The sequence below is a fragment of the Streptomyces monticola genome, assembly GCF_042665355.1.
In the GTDB taxonomy this organism is placed as follows: Bacteria; Actinomycetota; Actinomycetes; order Streptomycetales; family Streptomycetaceae; genus Streptomyces; species Streptomyces monticola.
The window spans coordinates 22,084-46,893 of sequence record NZ_JBHTCF010000029.1 but is presented as its reverse complement, the minus strand read 5'-3'; the positions used below and the strand labels follow the sequence as shown (position 1 = coordinate 46,893).

20 protein-coding genes and 5 tRNA genes are annotated in these 24,810 nt (G+C 69.5%); 10 read left to right on the top strand and 15 right to left on the bottom strand.

The window, feature by feature from the left end; translation table 11 throughout:
* Nucleotides 1-37 precede the first annotated feature (37 nt).
* The 3 genes from ACFQVC_RS38930 to ACFQVC_RS38920 are packed head-to-tail and all read right to left on the bottom strand — an operon-like array spanning nt 38 to nt 3,497.
* The gene (locus ACFQVC_RS38930; RefSeq protein ID WP_381840181.1) at nt 38-571 is read right to left on the bottom strand and encodes a pyridoxamine 5'-phosphate oxidase family protein; all 534 of its coding nucleotides are present in this window, start codon (nt 569-571) and stop codon (nt 38-40) included.
* Nucleotides 568-1,881, bottom strand: coding sequence for a cytochrome P450 family protein (locus ACFQVC_RS38925; RefSeq protein ID WP_381840178.1), 1,314 nt, complete (start codon nt 1,879-1,881; stop codon nt 568-570). The genes ACFQVC_RS38930 and ACFQVC_RS38925 overlap by 4 nt, the downstream gene beginning before the upstream one ends.
* Nucleotides 1,878-3,497 (bottom strand): MFS transporter, encoded by a 1,620-nt coding sequence (locus ACFQVC_RS38920; RefSeq protein WP_381840175.1) that lies wholly within the window; start codon nt 3,495-3,497, stop codon nt 1,878-1,880. Before ACFQVC_RS38920 ends, ACFQVC_RS38925 begins: the two co-directional genes overlap by 4 nt.
* A 501-nt stretch (nt 3,498-3,998) precedes the next feature.
* Between ACFQVC_RS38920 and ACFQVC_RS38915 the strand changes: the two genes are divergently transcribed.
* The gene (locus ACFQVC_RS38915) at nt 3,999-4,451 is read left to right on the top strand and encodes a hypothetical protein (protein WP_381840172.1); all 453 of its coding nucleotides are present in this window, start codon (nt 3,999-4,001) and stop codon (nt 4,449-4,451) included.
* A 227-nt stretch (nt 4,452-4,678) separates the two neighbouring features.
* Here the strand turns inward: ACFQVC_RS38915 and ACFQVC_RS38910 are convergent.
* The 4 genes from ACFQVC_RS38910 to ACFQVC_RS38895 all read right to left on the bottom strand — a co-directional run bounded on the left by ACFQVC_RS38910 (nt 4,679) and on the right by ACFQVC_RS38895 (nt 8,457).
* Nucleotides 4,679-4,751 (bottom strand) — tRNA-Lys (locus tag ACFQVC_RS38910).
* 138 nt (nt 4,752-4,889) lie between these two features.
* Nucleotides 4,890-7,151: a DEAD/DEAH box helicase gene (locus tag ACFQVC_RS38905; protein WP_381840169.1), complete on the bottom strand. Its 2,262-nt coding sequence runs from the start codon at nt 7,149-7,151 to the stop codon at nt 4,890-4,892.
* Nucleotides 7,152-7,416: 265 nt separating this feature from the next.
* Nucleotides 7,417-7,971, bottom strand: a complete 555-nt coding sequence (locus ACFQVC_RS38900) for a hypothetical protein (protein WP_381840166.1) — start codon at nt 7,969-7,971, stop codon at nt 7,417-7,419.
* A 135-nt stretch (nt 7,972-8,106) separates the two neighbouring features.
* Nucleotides 8,107-8,457: a metallopeptidase family protein gene (locus ACFQVC_RS38895; protein ID WP_381840163.1), complete on the bottom strand. Its 351-nt coding sequence runs from the start codon at nt 8,455-8,457 to the stop codon at nt 8,107-8,109.
* 59 nt (nt 8,458-8,516) lie between these two features.
* Between ACFQVC_RS38895 and ACFQVC_RS38890 the strand changes: the two genes are divergently transcribed.
* The 4 genes from ACFQVC_RS38890 (at nt 8,517) to ACFQVC_RS38875 (ending at nt 10,458) form a co-directional block, all read left to right on the top strand.
* A complete protein-coding gene (locus ACFQVC_RS38890) occupies nt 8,517-10,094 on the top strand; it encodes a metallophosphoesterase family protein (RefSeq protein WP_381840160.1) in 1,578 nt (525 codons plus the stop codon).
* Between the two features lie 81 nt (nt 10,095-10,175).
* Nucleotides 10,176-10,248: transfer RNA gene (locus ACFQVC_RS38885), tRNA-Glu, on the top strand.
* A 38-nt stretch (nt 10,249-10,286) separates the two neighbouring features.
* Nucleotides 10,287-10,361: transfer RNA gene (locus ACFQVC_RS38880), tRNA-Asp, on the top strand.
* Between the two features lie 23 nt (nt 10,362-10,384).
* A tRNA-Phe gene (locus ACFQVC_RS38875) sits at nt 10,385-10,458 on the top strand.
* Nucleotides 10,459-10,570: 112 nt separating this feature from the next.
* Here the strand turns inward: ACFQVC_RS38875 and ACFQVC_RS38870 are convergent.
* Genes ACFQVC_RS38870 through ACFQVC_RS38855 form a run of 4 tightly spaced genes read right to left on the bottom strand, consistent with a single transcriptional unit; the run spans nt 10,571 to nt 13,339 of the window.
* Nucleotides 10,571-11,437, bottom strand: coding sequence for a cytochrome c biogenesis CcdA family protein (locus ACFQVC_RS38870; RefSeq protein WP_381840157.1), 867 nt, complete (start codon nt 11,435-11,437; stop codon nt 10,571-10,573).
* Complete coding sequence (locus ACFQVC_RS38865) at nt 11,434-12,225, bottom strand: DsbA family protein (RefSeq protein WP_381840154.1); 792 nt, start codon at nt 12,223-12,225, stop codon at nt 11,434-11,436. The genes ACFQVC_RS38870 and ACFQVC_RS38865 overlap by 4 nt, the downstream gene beginning before the upstream one ends.
* A gap of 46 nt (nt 12,226-12,271) precedes the next feature.
* Nucleotides 12,272-12,826, bottom strand: a complete 555-nt coding sequence (locus tag ACFQVC_RS38860; protein WP_381840151.1) for a hypothetical protein — start codon at nt 12,824-12,826, stop codon at nt 12,272-12,274.
* A 54-nt stretch (nt 12,827-12,880) separates the two neighbouring features.
* Entirely contained in the window at nt 12,881-13,339 is a 459-nt protein-coding gene (locus tag ACFQVC_RS38855; RefSeq protein ID WP_381840148.1) for a hypothetical protein, read from the bottom strand.
* An 82-nt stretch (nt 13,340-13,421) separates the two neighbouring features.
* Here ACFQVC_RS38855 and hrpA point away from each other — a divergent pair, with 82 nt between their 5' ends.
* The 3 genes from hrpA (at nt 13,422) to ACFQVC_RS38840 (ending at nt 17,918) form a co-directional block, all read left to right on the top strand.
* Nucleotides 13,422-17,387 carry an ATP-dependent RNA helicase HrpA gene (gene hrpA, locus ACFQVC_RS38850; RefSeq protein ID WP_381840145.1) on the top strand — a complete coding sequence of 1,322 codons (3,966 nt, stop codon included), beginning with the start codon at nt 13,422-13,424 and terminating at the stop codon, nt 17,385-17,387.
* A gap of 109 nt (nt 17,388-17,496) precedes the next feature.
* Nucleotides 17,497-17,571 (top strand) — tRNA-Asp (locus ACFQVC_RS38845).
* An 89-nt stretch (nt 17,572-17,660) separates the two neighbouring features.
* Nucleotides 17,661-17,918 (top strand): DUF6274 family protein, encoded by a 258-nt coding sequence (locus ACFQVC_RS38840; protein WP_381840142.1) that lies wholly within the window; start codon nt 17,661-17,663, stop codon nt 17,916-17,918.
* Nucleotides 17,919-18,466: 548 nt separating this feature from the next.
* Here ACFQVC_RS38840 and bldC read toward each other — a convergent pair.
* A complete protein-coding gene (gene bldC, locus ACFQVC_RS38835) occupies nt 18,467-18,673 on the bottom strand; it encodes a developmental transcriptional regulator BldC (RefSeq protein ID WP_003949541.1) in 207 nt (68 codons plus the stop codon).
* A gap of 516 nt (nt 18,674-19,189) precedes the next feature.
* Complete coding sequence (locus ACFQVC_RS38830; RefSeq protein ID WP_381840140.1) at nt 19,190-20,047, bottom strand: DUF8083 family protein; 858 nt, start codon at nt 20,045-20,047, stop codon at nt 19,190-19,192.
* Nucleotides 20,048-20,235: 188 nt separating this feature from the next.
* On the opposite strand from ACFQVC_RS38830, the gene ACFQVC_RS38825 reads away from it, so the two are divergent.
* Both ACFQVC_RS38825 and ACFQVC_RS38820 read left to right on the top strand, forming a co-directional pair.
* Entirely contained in the window at nt 20,236-21,336 is a 1,101-nt protein-coding gene (locus tag ACFQVC_RS38825; protein ID WP_381840137.1) for a Leu/Phe/Val dehydrogenase, read from the top strand.
* A gap of 295 nt (nt 21,337-21,631) precedes the next feature.
* Entirely contained in the window at nt 21,632-21,883 is a 252-nt protein-coding gene (locus tag ACFQVC_RS38820; protein WP_381840134.1) for a DUF3073 domain-containing protein, read from the top strand.
* Between the two features lie 185 nt (nt 21,884-22,068).
* On the opposite strand, the gene purM is transcribed toward ACFQVC_RS38820, so the two are convergent.
* Together purM and purF are read right to left on the bottom strand one after the other, a co-directional pair.
* The gene (purM, locus tag ACFQVC_RS38815) at nt 22,069-23,139 is read right to left on the bottom strand and encodes a phosphoribosylformylglycinamidine cyclo-ligase (protein WP_381840131.1); all 1,071 of its coding nucleotides are present in this window, start codon (nt 23,137-23,139) and stop codon (nt 22,069-22,071) included.
* A gap of 42 nt (nt 23,140-23,181) precedes the next feature.
* The gene (gene purF, locus ACFQVC_RS38810) at nt 23,182-24,708 is read right to left on the bottom strand and encodes an amidophosphoribosyltransferase (protein ID WP_381840128.1); all 1,527 of its coding nucleotides are present in this window, start codon (nt 24,706-24,708) and stop codon (nt 23,182-23,184) included.
* Between the last annotated feature and the right edge of the window lie 102 nt (nt 24,709-24,810).

Genomic DNA, 24,810 nt, shown 5'->3' with positions numbered 1-24,810 from the left:
GGGACCGGGCCCACCTCCACGCCCGCCCCGACGCCCCTCACCCCAACTGCACCTGTTTCAGGGGCACTTCGAGGCGCCGGTCGATCCGGTCCTGCTCCCAGGTGCGGGTGTCGACCAGCCACCACCGCTCGACCTCGACGAGGTAGAGCCGGTGCACGGCCGGCGCCCGCAGCTCGGCCGGCGGAAGCTGCCATCGCGCACGCTCCCGCTCGTCCGGGAACAGGGCCTCGTAGAAGAAGCCGTGGTACCGCTCGAGGTCGCCACCGGTCAGTGCCGTACACCGCCCGCTGAACTGGGCGCCGTCGAGCGCCCCGACATCGAGGCCGCCACCGTCGCCGCCCGCCACGAAGAGCGATCCGCTCACCCGTGGCCGGGCGGCGATGTCGCGCCCGTGCTGTGAAACGGCCGCCGAGCCGAACACGAGGCGCAGCGGGTCGCCGAGCCAGGCGTACTGCAGGGTCGCCACCCACGGCTCGCCGTCCGCCGACACGGTCGCCAGGTTCAGATAGCGCGCCTCGTCGAGCAGCCGCCGGGTCCGCTCGGCCAGGACATCGGCCTGTGCCGCTCTCACGCGGTCACCTGTCCGCCGTCGTGGCGCAGATAGACCGGCAGCGAGCCGATCCCGTTGCCGATGAAGGTCGGCACGGGCTCGATCTCGTCGGGCGCGACGGCGAGTTCGAGCCGGGGAAAGCGCTCGAACAGTGCGGGCAGGGCGACCTGGGCCTCCAGCCGGGCGAGGCGTGAGCCGGGACAGAAGTGGGCGCCGAGCCCGAAGGCGATGTGTTCCTTGCTCGCCCGGTCGATGTCGAAGGTGCCGGGATCCGCGTGCACGGCCGGGTCCCGGCCGTGGGCGCCGTAACAGATCAGAATGGCGTCACCGGCCCTGATGAGGACGCCCTCGCCGAGGTCGATGTCCTCGACGGCCCAGCGCATCGGCAGATGCATGACCGGGCAGTGCACCCGCATCGACTCCTCGACGGCATCGCTCCAGCGGCCGGGGTCGGCCATGACTGTCTTCAACTGGTCGGGGTGGGTGAGGAGTTCACGCACCGTGTGGTCGATGAGATTGATGGTGGTGGTACTGCCGCCGCCGATCATCAGGAGCAGAGTGGATATCAACTCATGCTCGGTGAGCGGCTGTTGTTCACCAGCCGCCACACGGCCGCCCTCCCCCGCCCCCTCTCTGTACTCCTCGCCGGCCTCCTCGCCGTCCTCCTCGTGCGCGGCGAGCAGGAAGCTGGTCAGATCCTCACCCGGCTCGTCGCGCTTCGTGGTGATGAGGGACCGCATCTCGGCCACGAGGGCGTCGTTGACGGCGATCGACTCCACCTCCGAGACATCGGTCTGCCCGACGGCCCGGAACAGCCGCAGCACCTCCGGCCGTTGGGAGCCCGGCACCCCGAACAGATCGCAGATCATCTCGGTCGGTACGCGATAGGAGTACGCGGCGTGCAGATCGACCACCTCGTCGCCCGGCCGCCCCGCGAGGTCGTCGAGGAGCCGGGAGACGAGTGTGTCGAGCCGGCCGTGCATGGCGTCGACTCGGCGCGGGCTGAACGCCGGGGTGATGAGCTTGCGCAGCCGGGCGTGGTCCTTGCCCTCGGCGGTGGCCATGGAGTCCACATCCACCCACGGGGCGAGCCAGGGCACGGAACCCGGCCGGTAACTCGGCACGTTCTTCTTGAGGTTGCGGGTGACGCCCGGGTGGGTGAGCAGCCGTCGTACGACATCGCCCCGGGTGACCGACCAGGCCCCGACACCTTCGGGCAGCCGCACGGGCACGGCGGGGCCCTCCTCGCGCAGCCGGTCGACCTGTGCGTACATACACCGGCCGCCCGTGCTGCCGAGGGTCTGGGTGGGCTCCGCGCTGAACGGGATCATGCCTTCGCCTCTGCGGCCTCGCCGGACTCCGCGTCCGCGCCTGCGCCCGCGTCCGCGTCCGGCGTCTCGGCGGAAGCCGCGGCGGCCTGCCCCGTGGGCGGCACATGCCGGAGCCAGAAGGCGGCGACGACCGCGCCGACGGCGGCGATGCCCGCGGCGGTGGTGGCCGCGGTGCCGAGCCCGCTGGCGAAGGCGTCCCGCGCCACCCGGAGCAGGGAGCCGCCGGCCTCGGCCGGGAGCTGACCGGCCGCGGCGACCGCGCCGTCGAGGTTGTTCCGCGCGGCCTCGGAGGCCTCGGCGGGCAGCCCTTCGGGCAGGGAGCCCTCGATCTCGCTGCGGTAGCGGGCGACGCCGATGCTGCCGACGATCGCGACGCCGAGCGAGATACCGAGGTCGTTCACGGTCGAGCTGAGCCCACTGGCGGCCCCGGCCTTCTCCGGCGGCACGGAGCTGACGATCAGCTCGTTGGGCAGCGTCATGGACGGGGCGACGGCCGGGTAGATCACGATGAAGCTGGCGATCAGCCACGGCAGTCCGGTGGCGGGGCCGACCTGGGCGAGCAGCAGATAGCCGACCACCTGCACGGCGAGCCCGGTGGCCATGATGTAGCCGGGCCTGATCCGGCGGGCCATGATCGGCGAGAACGTGGCGACGGCGATCAGGATGAGCGCCGCGGGCAGGATCGCGAGCCCCGTCTCGATCGGCGAAAGCCCCTTAACGAGCTGCAGGAACTGGCTGAACATCAGATAGACCCCGCCGATGCCGGTCGGCGCGAGCACGAAGACGACGAGGGCGCCGCTGACGGTGCGGTTCTTGAAGAGCCGCATATCGAGCAGTGGCGCGGACGCCCGCAGCTGCCGCACCACGAACAGCACACCGAAGACAAGACCGACCACGATGGCGGCCACCGAGACGGCGAGGGACTCACCGGTGGCGATGGACTTGATGCCGTAGACGAACGGCAGCATGGTCGCGAGCAGCAGCAGGGCGCTGAAGAAGTCGAGCCGCGCCCCGCCCGCGTACTGGTGCTTGGGCAGCAGCAGCGGCGCACCGATCACGACGACGGCCATCACCGGCACGGCGACCAGGAACGTCGCCCGCCAGGAGAAGGCGTCCAGAAGCAGACCACTGAGCAGCGGGCCGAGTGCCACACCGCCGGAAATGCCCGCGGCCCAGGCGCCGATGGCGACTCCGCGCTGCTTGGCGTCATGGAACATCGTGAAGATCAGCCCGAGCGTGGCCGGCACCTGCGCGGCACCCGCGAGCCCGAGCACGGCCCGCCAGACGATCATCATCGCCGGATCGTCGGTGGTGGCGGCGGCCACCGACACGATCCCGAACACGGCCGCTCCGGCAATCAGCAGATTCCGGTGCCCGATCCGGTCGGCCATGGTGCCCATGAGCACCAGGAAGCCGGCCATGAGGAATCCGTAGATGTCCAGGATCCACAGCGTCTGCGTACTGCTGGGCGCGAGATCCGCGGCCAGATACGGGATCGCCAGGAACAGGATCGTGAGCATCATGAACAGGAGCATCGTGGGCAGCACAAGGATCGCTAGCGCGGTCCACTCCTTGCGCCCGGCCCGCGCCCCGGGCGCGTTGCTCGCCGAAGACATGGGAGTTCTCCCTTCACAGTCGTCCATCATCAATACCCCTACGGGGTACCCGTATGTGAACGTACGGCTGGGGGGTATCCAAGTCAAGGTCACAGACCAGGCGCTCGCCCGACAACAGCAACTCGCCAATGCCGTACGTCAGTTGCCCCCGCGCCCGGCGCAATCCCCCGTCACCACCACCCGCAGTCGCAGACAAACCCCCAAAACTCGCCGCACAACCCGCACTTCAACCACCCCAAGCCCACGCACGACCCCACAGACGGCAGAACAAGAACCCCGAGAATCCATACCTCCGACCGTACCCCCTACGGGTACGAGGTATACGGGCTTCGGTGAGGCGCGGTCAGACGGGGTTCCCCGGAGGCCCTCTGTGCGGAGTCGCTGGAACTCGTTGGCCGGTCATCGCCGCACCACGGCAGACTCGGTTCAATGGACGCGTACGCAGCAGGTAGTGAGCTCCGCAGACTTCAGCGGGGGCCCGACCCCACGGAGGACGCCTTCGTGATTCGCGTCCACTTCACGGCTGAAGCCCCCGAAACGGTCATCGAGCGCGCCCGCGAAGCGCTCAGCCGAGTTGTCGAGCGCGTGGAGTCCTGGCCACCGGAATCCGAATGGGAGCAGATGCTGCCCGCATGGTTCATTGAGCGCTGTGCACCGGAGCCGACGCCCGACCCTGACTTCGACAGCGCGTACTGGCTTGCCCGTTGGCGGGGACTCAGTCCCGCGGAGAAAGCGGCAGCGGCGGCAGGGCCGTGGACACTGTCGAACTGGCTCTACTACTTCGACCCCACGGACGAGGGGCAGGGAGACGACCGCAGCTGGTGGTGGTGGAATGCCGGCACGGACGATGCGCATGCGGGCTGGATCGACGTGGCCACCACTGGCTGGCCGTTCGGGACGGGCTCCCTGTACTGGCTGATCGAAGCATCGGGAGGCAGCGACCCGCGATACTGACCGTGCTCGTCGAGACGTGCCCTGCCTACGCCACGTGTGATGAGGCGTACACCGATACGGGCCGCGTCTTCGCTCGTGACGACGGCACGTGGCTGCACCCGGCATGGGTGACCGCCCGGCGTCCTCAGCCGGCACAGGGTCGGCAGACAGCGAAGCGCCCCACCCGAAAAGATCGAGTGGGGCGCTCGTGCGCAGGTCAGGCGATGTTCCCGCCAACCCGCCGGAGGTAGGCCGTGTGGGACTCGAACCCACAACCAATGGATTAAAAGTCCACTGCTCTGCCAATTGAGCTAACGGCCCGCGTCAACGCACCCCCGAGCATAGCCGCAGGAGCGGACAGAGCCGATCGGGTATCGGTGCAGGGACACGAAAGCGGGCCCACTCCTGGGAGTAGGCCCGCTTCTTCATGCCCTGAGTGCGTCCGGATCAGCCGGAGCGTCAGCCGTTGCGCTTCCAGCGGGGCTTGTCCTCGCGGCGGCCGAAGGAGCCGGAGCCGGCGCCACGGTGGTCGTCACGACGGTTGAACGGGCGGTCGCCGCCACCGCGGTGCTCACGGCGGTCACGGTTGAACGGGCGGTCGTCCCGGTTGAAGGGACGGTCGCTGCCGCCACGGTGCTCACGGCGGTCACGGTTGAAGCCACCGCGCTCGCCGGCGCCGCCACGGTCGTCCCGGCGGAAGCCGCCGCGCTCGCCGTCACGGCGGTCACGGTTGAAGGGACGGTCGTTGTCGCGGCGGGGGGCCGTGCGGTTGAACGGACGGTCGCCGTCACGGCGCTCGAAGGAACGGCCACCACGGTCGTCACGGTCGCGGTTGAAGCCACCACGGTCACCGCGGTCGTCACGGCGGAAGCCACCACGGTCGTTGTCACGGCGGTCACGGCTGAAGCCGCCACGCTCGCCGTCACGACGCTCGAAGGAACGGCCGCCACGGTCACCGCGGTCGTCACGGCGGAAGCCACCACGGTCGTTGTCACGACGGTCACGGCTGAAGCCGCCACGGTCACCGTCACGACGGTCACGACGGTCGAAGTTGCCCCGGTCGTCGCGACGCTCACGACGGTCGTACGAGGGACGCTCATCACGGGAGTCACGGGACTCGCGCGGCTCACGGACCTCGGCGCGCGGCTGCTCCGGAACCTCGGCCGTCGCAGCGGCCACGGCCTCGGCGGTGGCGGTCTCGGCAGCGGCGGCAAGCGCCTCAGCCGGGTCCTCGCCCCGCTCACGCGCGGCGCGCGCCGTGAGGCGGTCGGCCTCCTCGCGCAGCTCGCTCGCGCGCCGCTGCGCCCGCTCCAGCTGCTTGGTGAGGTCGGAGACATCACGCTCGGCCTGCTTCGCGGCGTTGTCCGCGGAGTCGGCCTGCACCTCGGTCAGGGACCGGGCACCGGTGATCTCGGCCACCTCGGGGTCGAACGAGCCGCCCTGGCCGATGATGTGGCGCGAGGCGTCGACGCCCGCGTCCTCCATCAGCCGGAAGATCTGGCGGCGCTGGTGCGGCAGCGACAGGGACACGACCGTGCCGGAGCGGCCCGCGCGAGCGGTACGGCCGGAACGGTGCAGGTAGTCCTTGTGGTCGCCGGCCGGGTCCACGTTCAGGACCAGGTCGATGCCGTCGACGTGGATACCGCGCGCGGCGACGTCGGTGGCGACCAGGGCGTTGACGTAGCCCTTCTTGAAGTCTTCGAGGACGCGGGTACGGGCACCCTGCGTCATACCGCCGTGCAGCGCGTCGGCCTTCACACCGGCCTCGCAGAGCTGCTCGGCGATGCGGTCGGCGCCCAGCTGGGTGCGGACGAAGATGATCGTGCGGCCCTTGCGGGCGGCGATGGCGGCCGTGACCGGCGCCTTGTCGCGCGGCTTCACGATCAGGATGTGGTGGGTCATGGTCGTGACGTTGCCCTGGGCGCTGTCGACCTCGTGCGTGACCGGGTTGTTCAGGTAGCGCTTGACCAGCGTGGAGATCTCGTTCTCCATCGTGGCCGAGAACAGCATCCGCTGGCCGCCGGACGGCACCTGGTCGAGCAGCTCGGTGACCTCGGGCAGGAAGCCCAGGTCGGACATCTGGTCGGCCTCGTCGAGCACCGCGATCTGGGTGTTCTCGAGGGAGCAGGCGCCGCGGTTGATGATGTCGCGCAGACGGCCCGGGGTGGCGACGAGGATGTCGACGCCGCGCTCCAGGGCGTAGATCTGATTGCCCATCGACGTACCGCCGCAGACGACCTTCATCTTCAGGCCGAGCACATCGCCGTAGGGCTGCAGCGCGTCCGCGACCTGCATGGCGAGCTCACGGGTCGGGGTCAGGATGACGCCGCGGGGCTTCTTCTTGTCGGTGTGACCGCCGGCCAGGGTCGCCAGCATCGGCAGACCGAAGGAGAGGGTCTTGCCGGAGCCGGTGCGGCCACGGCCGAGGATGTCCTTGCCGGCCAGAGCGTCCGGGATGGTCGCGGCCTGGATCGGGAAGGGCGTGCTGACGCCGTTCTGCGCGAGCTTGCGGACGACGCCCTCGGGCAGACCCAGGTCGCCGAAGGTGACCTCGGGCTTGCTGTCGGCCGCAGGGGCGTCCGACGCGGGGGCGTCCGTCGCGGAGGCGGCGGGGGCATCCGTCACAGCGGTGTCCGTCGAGGAAGCGGTGGGGGCGGTGGTGATGGCCTCGTCCGCCGCGATCTCGGGCATGACGGAGTGCTCAGTACTGAAAGTGGACATGCGAAATGCGAAACCTTCCGGAGTCTCGGCACGCGCCCAAACTCCGTGAATCGCAATTCGACCGCCTCTATGCGGTCAGCCACGGCTAGGGAGAGTACGCGCCACGCGGCGCGCTTCGATTCTGGCGCCGGGCAAATGGGATCAAACGATCTACCACTGTACGCACCCTCCACCCCAAAAGGCAAACCAGCCCCGCCATCAGCGGAAACGTCCCCCTCACCGCCTCTCACGCCCCTCCGCGAGGACCCGCAGCGGACTCGTCCGGCTACGACGGCCCGGCCTGCGGTGACGGCTCACGGCCGCCGTAGTCGGCACCCGCCACGTCCTGTCCGTCGAACGTCGACTGCGTCCGGTGCGCGGCGGACGAGGACGGCTCGTCGGAGGAGGGCGGCTCGGGCTCCGGCGTCGCGCTCGTGACGGGCGGGGTGGCGGTCGCCGTCGGCGAGGGCCTGGACGGCGCAGTCGTACGCGACGGGGTGGCCCTCGTCGGAGAAGGCCGGCCCGACGTGCTGCGCGTGGGCCCGGCGGCCGACGCAGGACCCGAGGCCGACGCACTCGCCGGCGAGGAAGCCCCGGGCCCCGCGTCCGCCCGCCCGTCCTCACGGTCGCCACCGGCGCCGTCGCCACCGCGCCCCGTACCGCCACGGCCACCGCCGCCCACCGCGGCGCCGCCGTCCGGATCGGCCTCGGCACCCCGCTCTCCCGCGGACCGGGGCGGGGAGGGTTTCTCCGCGCCGTCACCCACACTCACACAGCCCGCGCCCGCACCGAGGGCGGCGACCACCACGGCCAGACGGACGGATACGTACAAAGGGCGCACGGGCGGGTACCTCCGGGGCGCGGCGACGGGGTCCCCTTGCCCAACTCCCGCCGCCCGCAAGAGGACACGCGGCGCACACCGGCAAACGCACCCGCGCCGGACCGGGCCCAGCCGCGCCGGCTCACCCGCGCCGGCTCAGCCGTACCCCAGCGCGTGCAGCCGCTCGTCATCGATGCCGAAGTGGTGCGCGATCTCATGCACGACGGTGATCTCCGTCTCGGCGACGACATCCTCGCGCGACTCGCACATCCGCAGCGTCGGCCCGCGGTAGACCGTGATCCGGTCGGGCAGCACACCCGCGTACCACTCGCCGCGATCGGTCAGCGGTGTCCCCTCGTACAGGCCGAGCAGCTCGGGATCGTCCGCCGGGGGTTCGTCCTCGACGAACACCGCGACGTTGTCCATCAGCCGCGTCAACTCCGGCGGGATCCGGTCCAGGGCCTCGGCGACCAGTTCCTCGAACTCCTCGCGCGTCATCTCCAGCACAGCCCCATTGTCGGGTACGCCCCCGCATAGCCACCCGCGCACATGGGCATACGGCCCCAATGGCCGCCCGCGATCTCGTTGCCGCCATACGCCGCGTACGACGCACGCCCGGCGCACTCGTACGCCACTACCGCGCGCGCCACCCCCATCCGGTCAGCGAACTCGTCCACCAGCCGCACCCGTACGCCCGCGCCCTCGGCATGGTCGCCGTCGTGCTGCTCGGCGCCTGGCTCGGCCTGCTGATCGTCGGCAGTGTGCGCGCTCCGGTCGGCCCGATGGACACCCAGATGACGCTGCGCCCCTCGGCCACCGGCGGCACGAAGATCAACGTCTCCCCGCTCGGCGCCCTGGAACTCGACTCCCACATAGCCCCCATCCGGCTGGACGTCGACGTGGACAGCCTCGACCCGGAGCGCTCCCGCGCCCTCGTCGACCACCCCGAGCGGCTGTCCGGGCTGCAGGACGAGGTCACCCACGACGTCCAGGACGGCACTCTCGATCTGGCCCTGCGCTCCTGCGTCGCGGTCGTCTCCGGCGCCACCGCCCTCGGCCTCGCGGTCTACCGCAAGCCGCGCCGCGCCCTCGCCGCCGGCGGCCTGGCCCTCACCCTGCTCGCCGCCTCCGGAGCGACCGCCTTCCTCACCTGGAACCCCAAGTCGGTCCTGGAGCCCAAGTTCTCCGGACTGCTCTCCTCCGCACCCTCCGTGGTCGGCAGCGCCCGCAATATCGTCAGCGAATTCGACGTCTACCAAAAGGAGTTGGCGCGCCTGGTGACCAATGTGACCAAGCTCTACGACGCCACCTCCACCCTCCCCACCTACGCCCCCGACCCGTCCACGGCCCGCGTCCTGCACGTCTCCGACATCCACCTCAACCCGGCGAGCTGGCACATCATCGCCTCGCTCGTGGAGCAGTACGAGATCGACGTCATCGTGGACTCCGGCGACACCATGGACCACGGAACCGCCGCCGAGAACGGCTTCCTCGACCCCATCGAGGACCTCGGCGCCCCCTATGTCTGGGTGCGCGGCAACCACGACTCCCAGGCGACCCAGGGCTATCTGGAGCGCCTCAAGAACGTGCATGTCCTGGACGACGGCCGCACCGTGAACGTGGCCGGACTGCGGATCGCCGGCACCGGCGACCCGCAGTTCACCCCCGACCGCTCGGTGGCCGCCGAAGGCGATCCGGCCGAGCGCGCGGCGGGCAGCAGACTCGCCGCGGCCCTGCTCGCCCAGAAGGCCAAGGGCACTCCGGCCGACATCGCCGTGGCACACAACCCGGTCGCGGCCAAGGAGACCGACGGCCTGGTGCCGCTCGCCCTCGCCGGCCATGTCCACCACCCCGAGATGGAGCAGCTCGACGGCGGCACCCGGCTGCGTATCGAGGGCTCCACCGGCGGCAGCGGCCTGCGCGCCATCGAGGACGACAAGCCGGACCCGGTCACGGCATCCGTGCTCTATCTGGACCGCACGACCAAGCGCCTGCAGGCCTGGGACGAGATCAAACTCGGCGGTCTCGGCCTGACCACGGCCGAGGTCAGCCGCCATATCCCCGAGGAGAACGAACCCGGCGCCACCCCGACCCCACCCCTGTCCCCCGACCCGTCAAGCAGGTCACCACAGGGGTCCCCGTAAACCGTTTTGGCGATAGCTCCCCGCATCCCATATGCTTCTCACGTCCCCGACGCGCTGAGAAGCGCCCACGGCGGGTCGATAGCCCTCATCGTCTAGCGGCCTAGGACGCCGCCCTTTCAAGGCGGTAGCACGGGTTCGAATCCCGTTGGGGGCACGCACCACCCTGTGCGACACTTAGTCGCGCAACAGCTTGGTCCTGTGGAGCAGTTTGGAGTGCTCGCCACCCTGTCAAGGTGGAGGCCGCGGGTTCAAATCCCGTCAGGACCGCTGCGGTTCCCCGCGAATCGCGTGGCTGGGTAGCTCAGTTGGTACGAGCGTCCGCCTGAAAAGCGGAAGGTCGCCGGTTCGACCCCGGCCCCAGCCACAACAGCCCTAGCAGGGCAAACGGCCCCACCGAAGATCTTCGGTGGGGCCGTTTTCGTGCCACTTACGCCAACCCGCCCGCCCGTCCGGAGACGAGCGGGCGGGCGGGAGGCTCAGGCCTCGGGCTCGGGTTCCGTCCGGGCCCGCGGGCTGCGGCGCCGCCATGCGCGTACGCCGAAGAAGGCGGCCACGGCCAGCAGCAGGGCCGCGACCAGGACTCCGTCCGGCACCTTGTCGCCCACACCCCGGGCCCACTGCTCGACGGCGAAGGACTCGTCGACGTCGAGCAGTCCCGGCAGCGCGGTCGTGCCGTCGAAGACCAGGAACAGCGTGCCGAGCGCGATGAAGAACAGGCCCGACAGGAGGGATGTGGTGTGCAGTTCGAAGCGGCCGACACGGAACGCGCGCCCGCGCAGCCAGCGGCGGCGGCCCAGGTCGAAGCGCTCCCAGAGGAGGGCCAGGAGGAAGAGCGGGACCGCCATGCCGAGGGCGTAGACCGCGAGCAGCGCACCGCCGTAGCCGGGATTGCCGCCGAGCGCGGCGACGGTCAGGACGCTGCCCAGGATCGGCCCGGCGCAGAAGCCCGCCAGGCCGTACACCGCGCCGAGGGCGTAGACCGACAGGCCGTTCGTCGGGCGGATGCGGCCCGACAGCTCCGCCATCCGGCGCGAGGCGAAGCCCATGCCGAGGATCTGCAGGACTCCGAGCGCGATGATCAGCCAGCCGCCGACGAGGACGAGGAGATCCCGGTTGCCGTAGAAGAACCGGCCCGCGAACGAACCCGCGGCACCGAGCGGCACCAGGGTGGTGGCCAGGCCCAGATAGAAGATTCCGGTGCGGGCCAGGAGCCGGGACGAGCTGTCGATCGAGTACGCGAAGAAGGCCGGCAGAAGCAGGGCGCTGCACGGGCTGAGCAGGGCGAGCAGCCCGCCGAGGAACGCGACGAGATAGCCGATGTCGCCCGCTCCCGAGCCCGTCATTTGCCGCCGCCCTGCTGCTCCTCGCCGCCCGTCTTCTTCTCGGCGCCCTGCTTCTTCGCTGCGGCCGCCGCCTCCTCGATCGCCTGCGTGAAGGTCTCCTCGGGCTGTGCGCCCGCGATCGGGCGGCCGTTGACCAGGAAGGACGGTGTGGAGGTGGCGCCGAGCTTGTACGCCTCCTCGGTGTCCTTGCCCACGGCTGCCTTCGCGGCGGCGCTGTCGAGGTCCTTCTTGAAGCGGTCGAGGTCGCCGACGCCCGCCTGCTTCGCGAGGTCGGCGAGACGGTCCGGCTTGAAGCCCTTCTCCTTGGACCCGTCGGCGTACGCCGCCTCGTGGAACTGCCAGAAGCGGCCCTGCTGCCCGGCGGCCCAGGCACCGCGCGCCGCGGCCTCCGACTCCTCGCCGAAGATCGGGAAGTTGCGCCACTCGATCCGCAGGGTGCCGGCGTCGACGTACTTCTTCACCAGGTCGGGCTCGGTGTCACGGGCGAACTTGCCGCAGAAGCCGCACTTGAAGTCGGCGTACTCGACGAGGACGACGGGGGCGTCCGCCTTGCCCTGGGCGAGCGGGTCCTTGGCGTCGCGGCGGGCCAGCTTCTCCAGCTCCGGATAGACGCCGTTCCGGGGATCGGCAGAGACATCGGCGGCGGGGGTGTCACTCGCGTCCGTCTCCTTGGAGTCCGGCCTGGTCGCGGTGAAGGAGAAGACGCCGAGCAGCAGCGCGGCGACGAGGACGGCCGCGCCGATGGCGATGCCGCGGCTCTTCGAAGGGCCGGTAGGGGTCTTGGACATGGTGGTTCAGGTCTCCTGAAGGCAGTTCAAGAAGTGCGGGGGAAGATCAACGGGAGTCGGCCGGGGCCGCCGGGCAGGCGACCTCGCCCGCGAGCCGGCGCACCGTGGCCACGGCGAGCAGCGCGAGCGAGACGACGGCGAGCGCGGGCTGCAGGGGCGCCCACACACTCAGCGCGCCCGAGGTGCCGAGGGCGAGCAGCACGAGCTTGTTGCAGACCGGGCAGCCGATGGCGAGGAACGACAGGACGGCGCCGGCGGAACCGAGCCGTGAGGCCCGCTCACCGGGCGGGCGCCGGTCCTCACCGGTGCGCCGGTCCTCACCCGTGCGCCGATCCTCACCCGTGCGCCGATCCTCGCCGGTGCGCCGGTCCTCGCCGGTGCGTACATACGTCGCGAGCAGCAGCCCGGCGAGCAGCGCCGAGGCCACGAGCACCGGATAACTCCACCACTCGGGCGGGATCTCACGGCCGAAGAGCGGGTTGGGGATCAGTGCCGTCGGCAGTCCGAGCAGCAGGGCACAGAGCACGGCGGCGCCGAGCGCCACGGACCGGCGCGCCGCCGGCCAATGGGCGGGGGCGCGCAGTGCGAGCCGCAGGTCCATGCGGGGTGGTTCTCCTGTCCTGGGCGTCGAGTTGAGGGCCGGAGACAGGGCCTTCTACACGCGCAGGACGGAGAGTTCGACATGCGTGGGCGGATCGCGGGGCGGCGGTCCGCGGTCGGGGGTGACGCCGAGGAAGGCGCCGTCCGCCGTCCAGTCGGCATGGCCGCCGTGCGCGTACGACAGCGTGGAGACCAGCTGTTCGTGCGCGAACGCGCCGCGGGACGGTGCGGCGGGCTGGCCGCCGCTCTCGTCCTTCTTCTGCTGTCCGCAGCCGACGCCGTCACCCACGGCGGACATGGCGGGCGCGGCGACGCGCACCGTCTGCGCACCCGCACCCGCACCCGCACCCGAAGCGCCAGCACTGAAGGCGCCGGAAGTGCCAAGAGCACCGGAAGCCCCCGCGGCAGCCGCACTCGCGGGCCCGCATACGAGCCCCAGCGTCAGCACCGCGAGAAGCGCGCCCAGGAGAAGCGCCACCGACGAGCGGCGACGGGGTGCGGGCGCAAGGGACATGGCTCCATAGTGCACCACCGGGACAGACGGGACAGAAATGCGTTCGCCAGCGCCTGAGCGCGGGTGAGATCCTGGGATCCGTATGTCTACTTCCTACGCCGAACTCGTGAGTCTCCTCGACGAGGTCTCGCTCCGCGACGCGCACCGTCTGGGCCGCCGTCTCGAAGGCAGCCGCCGGATCCGTAAGCCCGAGGCCCGTCAGTCCGTGCTCGACGAGATCGCGGCCGAGGCGGGGAAGTGCGCTGCCCGGGTGCAGGAGCGGCGCTCCGCGCTGCCCGCGATCAGTTACCCCGAGCAGCTGCCGGTCAGCCAGAAGAAGGACGAGATCCTGGAGGCGATCCGGGACCACCAGGTCGTGATCGTCGCCGGTGAGACCGGATCGGGCAAGACCACCCAGATCCCGAAGATCTGTATGGAGCTCGGCCGCGGAGTGCGCGGCATGATCGGCCATACGCAGCCGCGCCGGATCGCCGCCCGTACGGTCGCCGAGCGCGTGGCGGACGAGCTGGACACTCCGCTCGGCGAGGCGGTCGGCTGGAAGGTCCGCTTCACCGACCAGGTCAGCAACAGCACGTATCTGAAGCTGATGACGGACGGCATCCTGCTCGCCGAGATCCAGACGGACCGCGAGCTGCGCGCGTACGACACGATCATCATCGACGAGGCCCACGAGCGGTCCCTGAACATCGACTTCCTGCTCGGTTATCTGGCCCAGCTGCTGCCCAGGCGCCCGGATCTGAAGGTCGTCATCACCTCGGCGACCATCGACCCGGAGCGTTTCAGCAGACACTTCGGCGACGCCCCCATCGTGGAGGTCTCCGGCCGCACCTACCCGGTGGAGGTCCGCTACCGCCCGCTCCTCGAAGAGGACGCGGACGATGCGGACCGCGACCAGATCACCGCGATCACGGACGCCGTCGAGGAGCTGATGGGCGAGGGCAAGGGCGACATCCTGGTCTTCCTCTCCGGCGAGCGCGAGATCCGGGACACCGCGGACGCGCTGGAGAAGAAGAAGTACAAGTTCACCGAAGTGCTCCCGCTGTACGCCCGGCTTTCGCACGCCGAGCAGCACCGGGTCTTCCAGCAGCACACCGGCCGCAGGATCGTTCTGGCGACGAACGTCGCGGAGACCTCCCTGACCGTCCCCGGCATCAAGTACGTGATCGACCCGGGCACCGCGCGCATCTCCCGCTACAGCCACCGCACCAAGGTGCAGCGCCTGCCCATCGAGGCCGTCTCGCAGGCCAGCGCCAACCAGCGCAAGGGCCGCTGCGGGCGTACGTCGGACGGCATCTGCATCCGGCTCTATTCGGAGGACGACTTCCTCTCCCGGCCGGAGTTCACGGACGCCGAGATCCTGCGTACGAATCTGGCCTCCGTGATCCTGCAGATGACCGCGGCGGGCCTCGGCGACATCGAGAAGTTCCCCTTCATCGACCCGCCGGACCACCGCAACATCCGTGACGGCGTCCAACTCCTCCAGGAGCTGGGCGCGTTGGACCCCAAGCAGAAGGACGTCCGCAAGCGGCTCACGACGATGGGCCGCAAGCTGGCGCAGCTGCCGGTGGACCCGCGTCTGGCCCGGATGGTCCTGGAGGCCGACAAGAACGGCTGTGTCCGCGAGGTCATGGTGATCGCGGCCGCCCTGTCCATCCAGGACCCGCGCGAGCGCCCGGCGGAGAAACAGGCGCAGGCGGACCAGCAGCACGCCCGCTTCAAGGACGAGACCTCCGACTTCCTCGCGTTCCTCAACCTCTGGCGTTATGTCCGCGAGCAGCAGAAGGAGCGGGGCTCCAGCTCCTTCCGGCGGATGTGCAAGCAGGAGTATCTGAACTTCCTGCGGATCCGCGAGTGGCAGGACATCTACACCCAACTGCGCACCGTGGCCAAGCAGATGGGCATCCATCTGAACGAGGACGACGCCGCCGACCAGCAGGTCCATATCTCGCTCCTGGCGGGCCTGCTCTCCCACATCGGCATGAAGGACGTGAAGGAGTCCAAGGACAGCGGCCCGGGCGCCAAGCGGGACGGCGGCGGCCGTAACGAGTATCTGGGCGCGCGCAACGCCAAGTTCGCGGTCTTCCCCGGCTCGGCCCTCTTCAAGAAGCCGCCGCGCTTCATCATGTCTGCCGAGCTGGTCGAGACCTCACGCCTGTGGGCCCGGGTCAACGCGAAGATCGAGCCGGAGTGGGTCGAGCCGCTGGCGGAGCATCTGCTCAAGCGCACCTACTCCGAGCCGCACTGGGAGAAGGACCAGGCGGCGGTGATGGCGTACGAGAAGGTCACGCTGTACGGCGTCCCGATCGTCGCCCAGCGCAAGGTGAACTACGGCCGCATCGACCCCGAGGTCTCCCGCGAGCTGTTCATCCGCAACGCCCTGGTCGAGGGCGACTGGCGTACGCACCACAAGTTCTACGCCGACAACCGCCGGCTCCTCACCGAGGTCGAGGAGCTGGAGCACCGGGCGCGCCGCCGCGACATCATGGTCGACGACGAGACGCTCTTCGACTTCTACGACCAGCGCATCCCCGAACACGTCGTGTCCGGCGCCCACTTCGACTCCTGGTGGAAGCACAAGCGCAAGGAGGAGCCCGAACTCCTCGACTTCGAGCGCTCGATGCTGATCCGCGAGTCGGCCGAGGCGGTCACCAAGGCGGACTACCCGGACGCGTGGCACCAGGGCGCCCTCAAGTTCCGGGTGACCTACCAGTTCGAGCCGGGCGCGGACGCCGACGGCGTGACGGTCCATATCCCGCTGCAGGTCCTCAACCAGGTCACCGACGAGGGCTTCGACTGGCAGATCCCGGGCCTGCGCGAACAGGTGGTCACGGAGCTGATCCGCTCCCTGCCGAAGCCGATCCGCCGGCACTACGTCCCGGCCCCGAACTACGCCAAGGCGTTCCTGGAGCGCACGGCGCCCCTCCAGGAGCCGCTGCACGTCACCCTGGCGCGCGAGCTGCACCGGATGGTGGGCGTGCCGGTGCACCCGGACGACTTCGATCTGGCCCGGGTGCCCGAGCACTTGAAGATCACGTTCCGGATCGTCGACGAGCGCCGCAAGAAGCTCGCCGAGGACAAGGACCTCGAAGCCCTCAAGCTCCGGCTCAAGCCCAAGGCCCGCAAGGCGATCTCGCAGGCCGCCGCGGCCACGGCGGAACGATCCGGCGGCGAGGCCATCGAGCGCACCGGCCTCACCGACTGGACCATCGGCACCCTCAGCCGCGTCTTCGAGACCCGGCGCGCGGGCCACCCCGTCAAGGCCTACCCCGCGCTCACGGACGCCGGCGACAGCGTGTCCGTACGCCTCTACGACACCGAGGCCGAGCAGCAGCAGGCCATGTGGAAGGGCACCCGCAAGCTCATCCTCCTCAACATCCCGGTGAACCCCGCCAAGTTCGCCACGGGCAAGCTCACCAACCAGCAGAAGCTCACCCTCTCCGCGAACCCGCACGGCTCCATGCAGGCCCTGGTGGACGACTGCGCCACGGCCGCCGCGGACAAGCTGATCGCGGACTTCGGCGGCCCCGCCTGGGACGAGGAGTCGTACCGCAAGCTCTACGAGAAGGTGCGCGCCGACATCGTGGACGCGACCGTGCACACGGTCGGCCAGGTGCAGCAGGCGCTGGCCGCCTGGCAGGCCTGCGAGCGCCGCCTGAAGTCGGCGAAGAGCCCCGCGCTCCTGGCCAACCTCGCGGATGTACGCGCCCAGCTCGACGCCCTCGTGAAGCCCGGCTTCGTGACGGCGACGGGCCTGCGCCGGCTGCCCGACCTGATGCGCTATCTGGTGGCCGCCGACCGCCGTCTGCAGCAGATGCCGACGAACGTCCAGCGGGACACCACACGGATGCAGAAGGTCCACGAGATGCAGGACGAGTACGCATGGCTGCTCGAGCAGCTGCCGCAGGGCCGCCCGGTGCCGCAGGAAGTGAAGGACATCCGCTGGATGCTGGAGGAGCTGCGCGTGAGCTACTTCGCGCACGCGCTCGGCACGGCGTATCCGGTCTCGGACAAGCGCATCGTGAAGGCGATCGACGCGGCCGCGCCCTAGCCTCATGCCGTGACGAGACCGTCACACAGAGCGAGTTCGACCGGTGCCCATCTGCTGCTGTAGAGTCTCTTCTCGCAGCACAGCGCAGGAATCAGGTGCTGCGACTCCAGGTCCTGTGGAGCAGTTTGGAGTGCTCGCCACCCTGTCAAGGTGGAGGCCGCGGGTTCAAATCCCGTCAGGACCGCAGCAATCGAAGCCCGTATCCGTGAGGATGCGGGCTTCGACGCGTCTTGACTCCGTCACGTACCACCGGTACTCACACATCAAGGGGTAATGGGGCCGAGGAGGTGGCGCATGCCGGCATCCGCACGACGGCACGAGACACGCGCACTGCTGCGCGCACATCTGGCTGCGGCCTCCGAGTATCGCCATCTGACCCGCCACTGCCCCATATGCCACCGGCTACTTCGCCTCGCGATGGAGCCCGCCCCGCTCACCCCGGCCGACCTCGCACCGGCCGATTTCGCCCCGGCCGACGCCGCTGAAGGTGACCAGGAGCCGACGGAGGACGAAAGTCCCGCCAGTCCATGACCAAAGGCGCGCCACAGGCGCCGTCGGCGGTGGGAGGCTGACTGTGGGGCGAGTTGAGCCCGGCCCCGCACAGTTCGTGATCTCCATTAACGCAGGACCGCCACCAGCAACAAGCGTCACGACGTGTGACGGGTGTCACCGAACGAGTTTGAAAAACCCCGGTACTTACACCCGCCCTACATAGGGTCAATTTAATATGTGCAATTGCACTGCCAGTTGAGGCTCTCCCGAGGCACTTCCGACGGAGCCCCACAGACCCCCTCAAGGACCAACAGGCAACCGCCGCCGACCCGCTGAGCGGCGAGTGAGCGGCAGTCGAGGGACGGATGAGCAGCGGCTGAGCAGCAGCTGAGCGACAGCCGGCGGCGTCCGGCCGGGCACAAAAAAGATCGCGCTGGACCCGGCGGAGTCCAGCGCGATCGACGACGTACCCATGGTGCTCGGGTGTGGAGCCTGTTGGGGCAGGTTCCCGTCATATGGAGCTGTGTCGGGCGACTGCCGGGTTGGGGGACCCGGAAATGCCCGGTAATGCAGTGCTAAGCAGTCGTTCAGGCCTCGCTGCGCTGCTGCGGGATACCCGCAAGCAGTGCGCGGACCTCTGCCTCGCGGTAACGACGGTGCCCACCCAGCGTGCGGATGGACGTGAGCTTGCCGGCCTTCGCCCAGCGCGTGACCGTCTTGGGGTCGACGCGGAACATCGTGGCGACCTCAGCCGGGGTCAGCAGCGGCTCGGCATCAGGGGTGCGAGCGGTCATGAGCGGCCTCCTCGGGTGAACCGAACCTTCTCGGTTCATTCCTCTAAATTCTGCACCTTGACCCGCGTTGCCCGAAATGGCGGACGCGAGTCGAGTCGGTTATAGGACGAACGGCTTGTCCTCGGCACTACAACTACACCATCTGTCCAGCCGCGTCGGCCAAACCGATGGAATTGCCCTCTCAGGTGTCCATCAACGGCGGAAGCCGATGGACCATGCCATAGCGGACAGTCACGCCACTGTGACGATCAGTCACAGGGTGATCAGGAGTCATCAGGCCCCCCATAGAGTGCAATGCCGAGCACTCCGCCCAAACTTGGGCGGATGGAGTCCTCCCCGGACTCCTTGTCCTATTTTGGCACGAGGGTGGGGGAAGAGGGCAAGAGCGCTGTTAGTGCGGTCCGTCACGCTTGACACAAAAGCCCGGATCAGGACCTACGTCCTCACGGCCCCCTGACGATAGACCCCCGCCATCTTAGGCAATGGTCACTAAAGGGTCGAGATGTCCCGGTTTTTCTAGCTTGCGAACTGCCGCTCGCGGACCGCGCGCCACCGTTCCATAAGTCGCGCATACGCCTCGCCCGCCCCGGCGCCATCACCGTTCTTGAGCGCCTCGATGCCCTCGGCGACATCCGCCGCCGAGTGGTCCGCGTCGAGGTGATCGGCGGGAAGGGCATGCACCAGACCGCCGTAGTCGAGTTCGACGAGTGAGCGGGGGTGGAACTCCTCCAGCCAACGCCCCACATCTACCAGGCCCTCGATCAGCGGCCCCTCGTCCATGGCGTCCCGCAGTGCCTTCAGGCCGCGCGCCACCCGGCGCCGGGCCTGCACCATCGGCGTCCGGTAGCGCAGCATCGGCGCCGCCGCCTCCGACGCCGCGTCCCCCGCCCCCTTGTCGTACTGCCGCTCCTCGTCGGACACGAGCACGAACCAGCTGAGCGGTACGTGCCAGGTCGAGGTCCTGATCCAAGGGCGGGCGTCGGGATTGCGCTCGCGCCACTCCTCGTAGTCCGCGCTCGCCTGCCGTCGTACGACCGGCGGCAGCACCGCGTCGAGCACCGGGAGCGGCAGCTCCTCGGCCAGATCGCCGAGGGCCTGCCAGCCGCGGAGCCGGGTCCGCCAGGGACAGACACACAGCACCCCGTCGACATGCGCCACAAAGGCGTCGGCGCTCTCGTGCACCGGCACCGGGACCGGCGGCATGGGCAGCAAGTCGCCCAAGGAGCGCCGGAGTTCGACTTGATACGAGGGGTGTTCCGGGCGCTCCGCATAGCGCGCCCAGTGGCCGCGCTCGGACTCCGGGAAAGCGGCGAGCGGCTCGTACACCCGGAGGTAGGACGCGTACGGAACACACAGTGAAGGCACCTTGGGCACGCCTGCTCCCTCCCCTGCCGGCCAACGGGAAAACCCCCCGAATCGTCCCATGGCCGCACTTCACGAGAGAGTGATCCGCAGCACTGCGCCCGTGGAGAGGCGTGACAGGTCGTACCCTCTTGCTCACAGCTCTCCCCACCCGCACGAGAGCTGCATTACCCGCCGCTATACACATGGGAGTCACCACCGTGACCGAAGTGACCGGCGCCCCTGCCGACGTACTGCACACGCTGTTCCGCTCGGAGCAGGGTGGCCATGAGCAAGTCGTGCTCTGCCAGGACCGGGCCAGTGGCCTCAAGGCCGTCATCGCGATCCACTCCACCGCCCTGGGCCCCGCCCTCGGCGGCACCCGTTTCTACCCGTACGCGAGTGAGGAAGAGGCCGTCGCCGACGCCCTGAACCTCGCGCGGGGCATGTCGTACAAGAACGCCCTGGCCGGGCTCGACCACGGCGGCGGCAAGGCCGTGATCATCGGCGACCCGGAGAAGATCAAGAGCGAGGAACTCCTGCTCGCCTACGGCCGGTTCGTGGCCTCGCTCGGCGGGCGCTACGTCACCGCCTGCGACGTCGGCACCTACGTCGCCGATATGGACGTCGTGGCCCGTGAGTGCCGCTGGACGACGGGGCGCTCCCCCGAGAACGGCGGCGCGGGCGACTCCTCCGTACTCACCGCCTTCGGCGTCTTCCAGGGCATGCGCGCCTCCGCCCAGCACCTGTGGGGCGACCCGACGCTGCGCGGCCGCAAGGTCGGTGTCGCCGGGGTCGGCAAGGTCGGCCATCACCTGGTCGAGCACCTCCTCGAGGACGGCGCCGAGGTCGTGATCACGGATGTCCGCGAGGAGTCGGTGCGCCGGATCCTGGAGCGGCACCCGGGCGGCCGGGTCACCGCCGTGGCCGACACCGAGTCCCTGATCCGCGTCGAAGGCCTCGACATCTACGCCCCGTGCGCGCTCGGCGGCGCCCTGAACGACGACACCGTCCCGGTCCTGACGGCCAAGGTGGTCTGCGGCGCGGCCAACAACCAGCTGCAGCACCCGGGCGTGGAGAAGGACCTCGCCGACCGCGGAATCCTCTACGCCCCCGACTACGTGGTGAACGCCGGCGGTGTGATCCAGGTCGCCGACGAACTGCACGGCTTCGACTTCGACCGCTGCAAGCAGAAGGCGTCAAAGATCTACGACACCACGCTTGCCATATTCGCACGTGCGAAGTCGGATGGGATTCCGCCGGCCGCGGCGGCCGACCGCATCGCCGAGCAGCGGATGGCGGAGGCTCGCCTCAGCCACTGATCGGACACCTTGGGTGAACCCGCCGGGGGCGTGAGGGGCCAGGAAGAGACAAGCCTCACGCCCGTCGGCGGGTCGCCCGCCAAGAAGAGGTTAAAATCGCTGTTGACCAGCGAGGACAAGGCTCCTCAAGGGTCTTGGAGCTAGGCGCGTCCTGTGGGCGGCGTACCGTATGGCCGCTGAAGCAGGTACCGTTGAAGCCCTACGGCACGGTCTCTCTGCGGAGAGCCCGTTCCGAATCATGAACGCGTGTCAAGACTCTGGGGCCGTCGAGCCCCATATCCAAGGGGGTCGAGCCATGGGGCGCGGCCGGGCAAAGGCCAAGCAGACGAAGGTCGCCCGCCAGCTGAAGTACAGCAGCGGCGGGACTGACCTGTCGCGTCTGGCCAATGAGCTGGGCGCTTCGACTTCGCAGCAGCCGCCGAATGGCGAGCCGTTCGAAGACGACGAGGAAGACGACCCGTACGCCCAGTACGCGGATCTCTACAACGAGGACGAGGACGAGGACTCCGACGAGTCAGGTCCTTCGTCACAGCGCCGCGGCGCTTGACGTTGTCCGCATAGCTTGCGCACCCTGCCCGGTCCGGGCACAGCGACCTAGTCGCGCCGGACCGGGTTTTGTGCTGTCTCCCTGCGCCCTGCGGGGCTCGGTGCAATCGGGTGCGGGCCTGGATCCGCCGGGGTCGCCGGGGTTCTCGGGGGCACCACCAGAAGTGCCCCCGGAGGGCTGATTCCTCAGGCGTAGTCGCCCGTGAGGGTCGCGCCCGACTCGTGTGTGCCGCGGTCGGTGATCTCGCCGGCCACCCAGGCCTCCACTCCCCGGTCCGCCAGCGTCGTGAGGGCGACGTCCACGGACTGTTCGGGGACCACCGCCATCATGCCGACGCCCATGTTCAGGGTCTTCTCCAGCTCCAGGCGCTCGACTTGGCCCGCCTTGCCGACCAGGTCGAAGACCGGGCCCGGCGTCCAGGTGGAGCGGTCGACCGTGGCGTGCAGGCCGTCGGGGACGACGCGGGCCAGGTTGTTCGCCAGGCCGCCGCCGGTGATGTGGCTGAAGGCGTGCACCTCGGCGGTGCGGATCAACGCGAGGCAGTCCAGGGAGTAGATCTTGGTGGGCTCGAGCAGCTCCTCGCCGAGGGTGCGGCCGAACTCCTCCACCTGCTGGTCGAGGGACATCTTCGCGCGGTCGAAGAGCACATGCCGGACGAGCGAATACCCGTTGGAGTGAAGACCGGAGGCCGCCATCGCGATCACCGCGTCACCCTTGCGGATGCGGTCCGCGCCCAGGAGTTGATCGGCTTCCACGACGCCGGTGCCCGCGCCCGCGACATCGAAGTCGTCCGCGCCGAGGAGGCCCGGGTGCTCGGCCGTCTCGCCGCCGACGAGGGAGCAGCCGGCCAGGACACAGCCCTCGGCGATGCCCTTCACGATGGCGGCGACGCGCTCGGGGTGGACCTTGCCGACGCAGATGTAGTCGGTCATGAACAGCGGTTCGGCGCCGCAGACCACGATGTCGTCCATGACCATCGCGACCAGGTCGTGGCCGATGGTGTCGTACACGCCGAGCTGCCGGGCGAGGTCGACCTTCGTGCCCACGCCGTCGGTGGCCGAGGCGAGCAGGGGGCGCTCGTAGCGCTTGAGCGCGGAGGCGTCGAAGAGGCCGGCGAAGCCGCCGAGACCGCCGAGACCTGCGACCTCGGGGCGCTGGGTCTTCTTCACCCACTCCTTCATCAGCTCGACGGCGCGGTCGCCCGCTTCGATGTCCACGCCCGCGGCTGCGTAGCTGGCACCACTGGTCTCTGACATGACGGAGAGAACTTTCGTGTCGTTACTGCGGGTGTTACGGACTTACGGGCGACGGATCGCGTCGGCCGCGGCCGTGGTGGCGGCGCCGGCGGCGAGCTCGGTCTCCAGGAGCTGCTTGCCGAGCAGCTCGGGGTCCGGCAGGTCCATCGGGTACTCGCCGTCGAAGCAGGCCCGGCAGAGGTTCGGCTTGGCGATGGTGGTCGCCTCGATCATGCCGTCGATGGAGATGTACGAGAGGGAGTCGGCGCCCATCGAGACGCCGATCTCCTCCACCGTCATGCCGTTGGCGATCAGCTCGGCGCGGGTGGCGAAGTCGATACCGAAGAAGCACGGCCACTTCACGGGGGGCGAGGAGATCCGGACATGGACCTCGGCGGCGCCCGCTTCGCGGAGCATGCGCACCAGGGCGCGCTGGGTGTTGCCGCGGACGATCGAGTCGTCCACCACGACCAGGCGCTTGCCCTTGATGACTTCCTTGAGCGGGTTCAGCTTGAGGCGGATGCCGAGCTGGCGGATGGTCTGCGAGGGCTGGATGAACGTACGTCCGACGTAGGCGTTCTTCACCAGGCCCGAGCCATAGGGGATGCCGCTGGCCTCCGCGTACCCGATCGCGGCGGGGGTGCCGGATTCCGGGGTCGCTATCACCAGATCGGCGTCCGCCGGGGCTTCCTTGGCGAGCTTTCGGCCCATCTCCACGCGGGAGAGATAGACGTTCCGGCCGGCGATATCGGTGTCCGGGCGGGCCAGGTAGACATACTCGAAGACACAGCCCTTGGGCTTTGCTTCGGCGAATCGGGAGCTTCGCAGTCCGTTCTCGTCGACGGCGATCAGCTCGCCCGGCTCGACCTCGCGGACATAGGCGGCACCGCAGATGTCCAGGGCGGCGGACTCGGATGCGATCACCCAGCCGCGCTCCAGGCGGCCGAGGACCAGGGGGCGGATGCCCTGGGGGTCACGGGCCGCGTACAGCGTCTGCTCGTCCATGAAGACCAGGGAGAACGCTCCCTGCACGTCCGGCAGGACCTTGGCGGCGGCTTCCTCTATGGTCAGCGGCTTGCCGTCGGCGTCCGTCTGGCCCGCGAGCAGCGCGGTGACCAGGTCGGTGTCGTTGGTGGCGGCGACCTGGGTCGCGCGGCCGTTCTCCTTGGGCAGATCCGCGACCATCTCGGCGAGCTGGGCGGTGTTCACCAGGTTGCCGTTGTGGCCGAGCGCGATCGAGCCGTGCGCGGTGGCACGGAACGTCGGCTGCGCGTTCTCCCACACCGAGGCTCCGGTGGTGGAGTAGCGGGCATGACCGACCGCGATATGGCCCTGCAGGGAGCCCAGAGAGGTTTCGTCGAAGACTTGCGAGACCAGACCCATGTCCTTGAAGACCAGGATCTGGGACCCGTTGCTCACTGCGATGCCCGCGGACTCCTGTCCACGGTGCTGCAGGGCATACAGTCCGAAATAGGTGAGCTTGGCGACCTCTTCACCCGGAGCCCAGACACCGAAGACGCCGCAAGCGTCCTGGGGGCCCTTCTCGCCGGGGAGCAGGTCGTGGTTGAGTCGTCCATCACCACGAGGCACGGCACCGAGTGTAGGCGAGATCGACCACTGGTCCGAATTGGGGATACGACCGCGTGACGGCCGTCTCCACGCCGGTGTGCGCAGAGCGGCCGTCACGTGCGG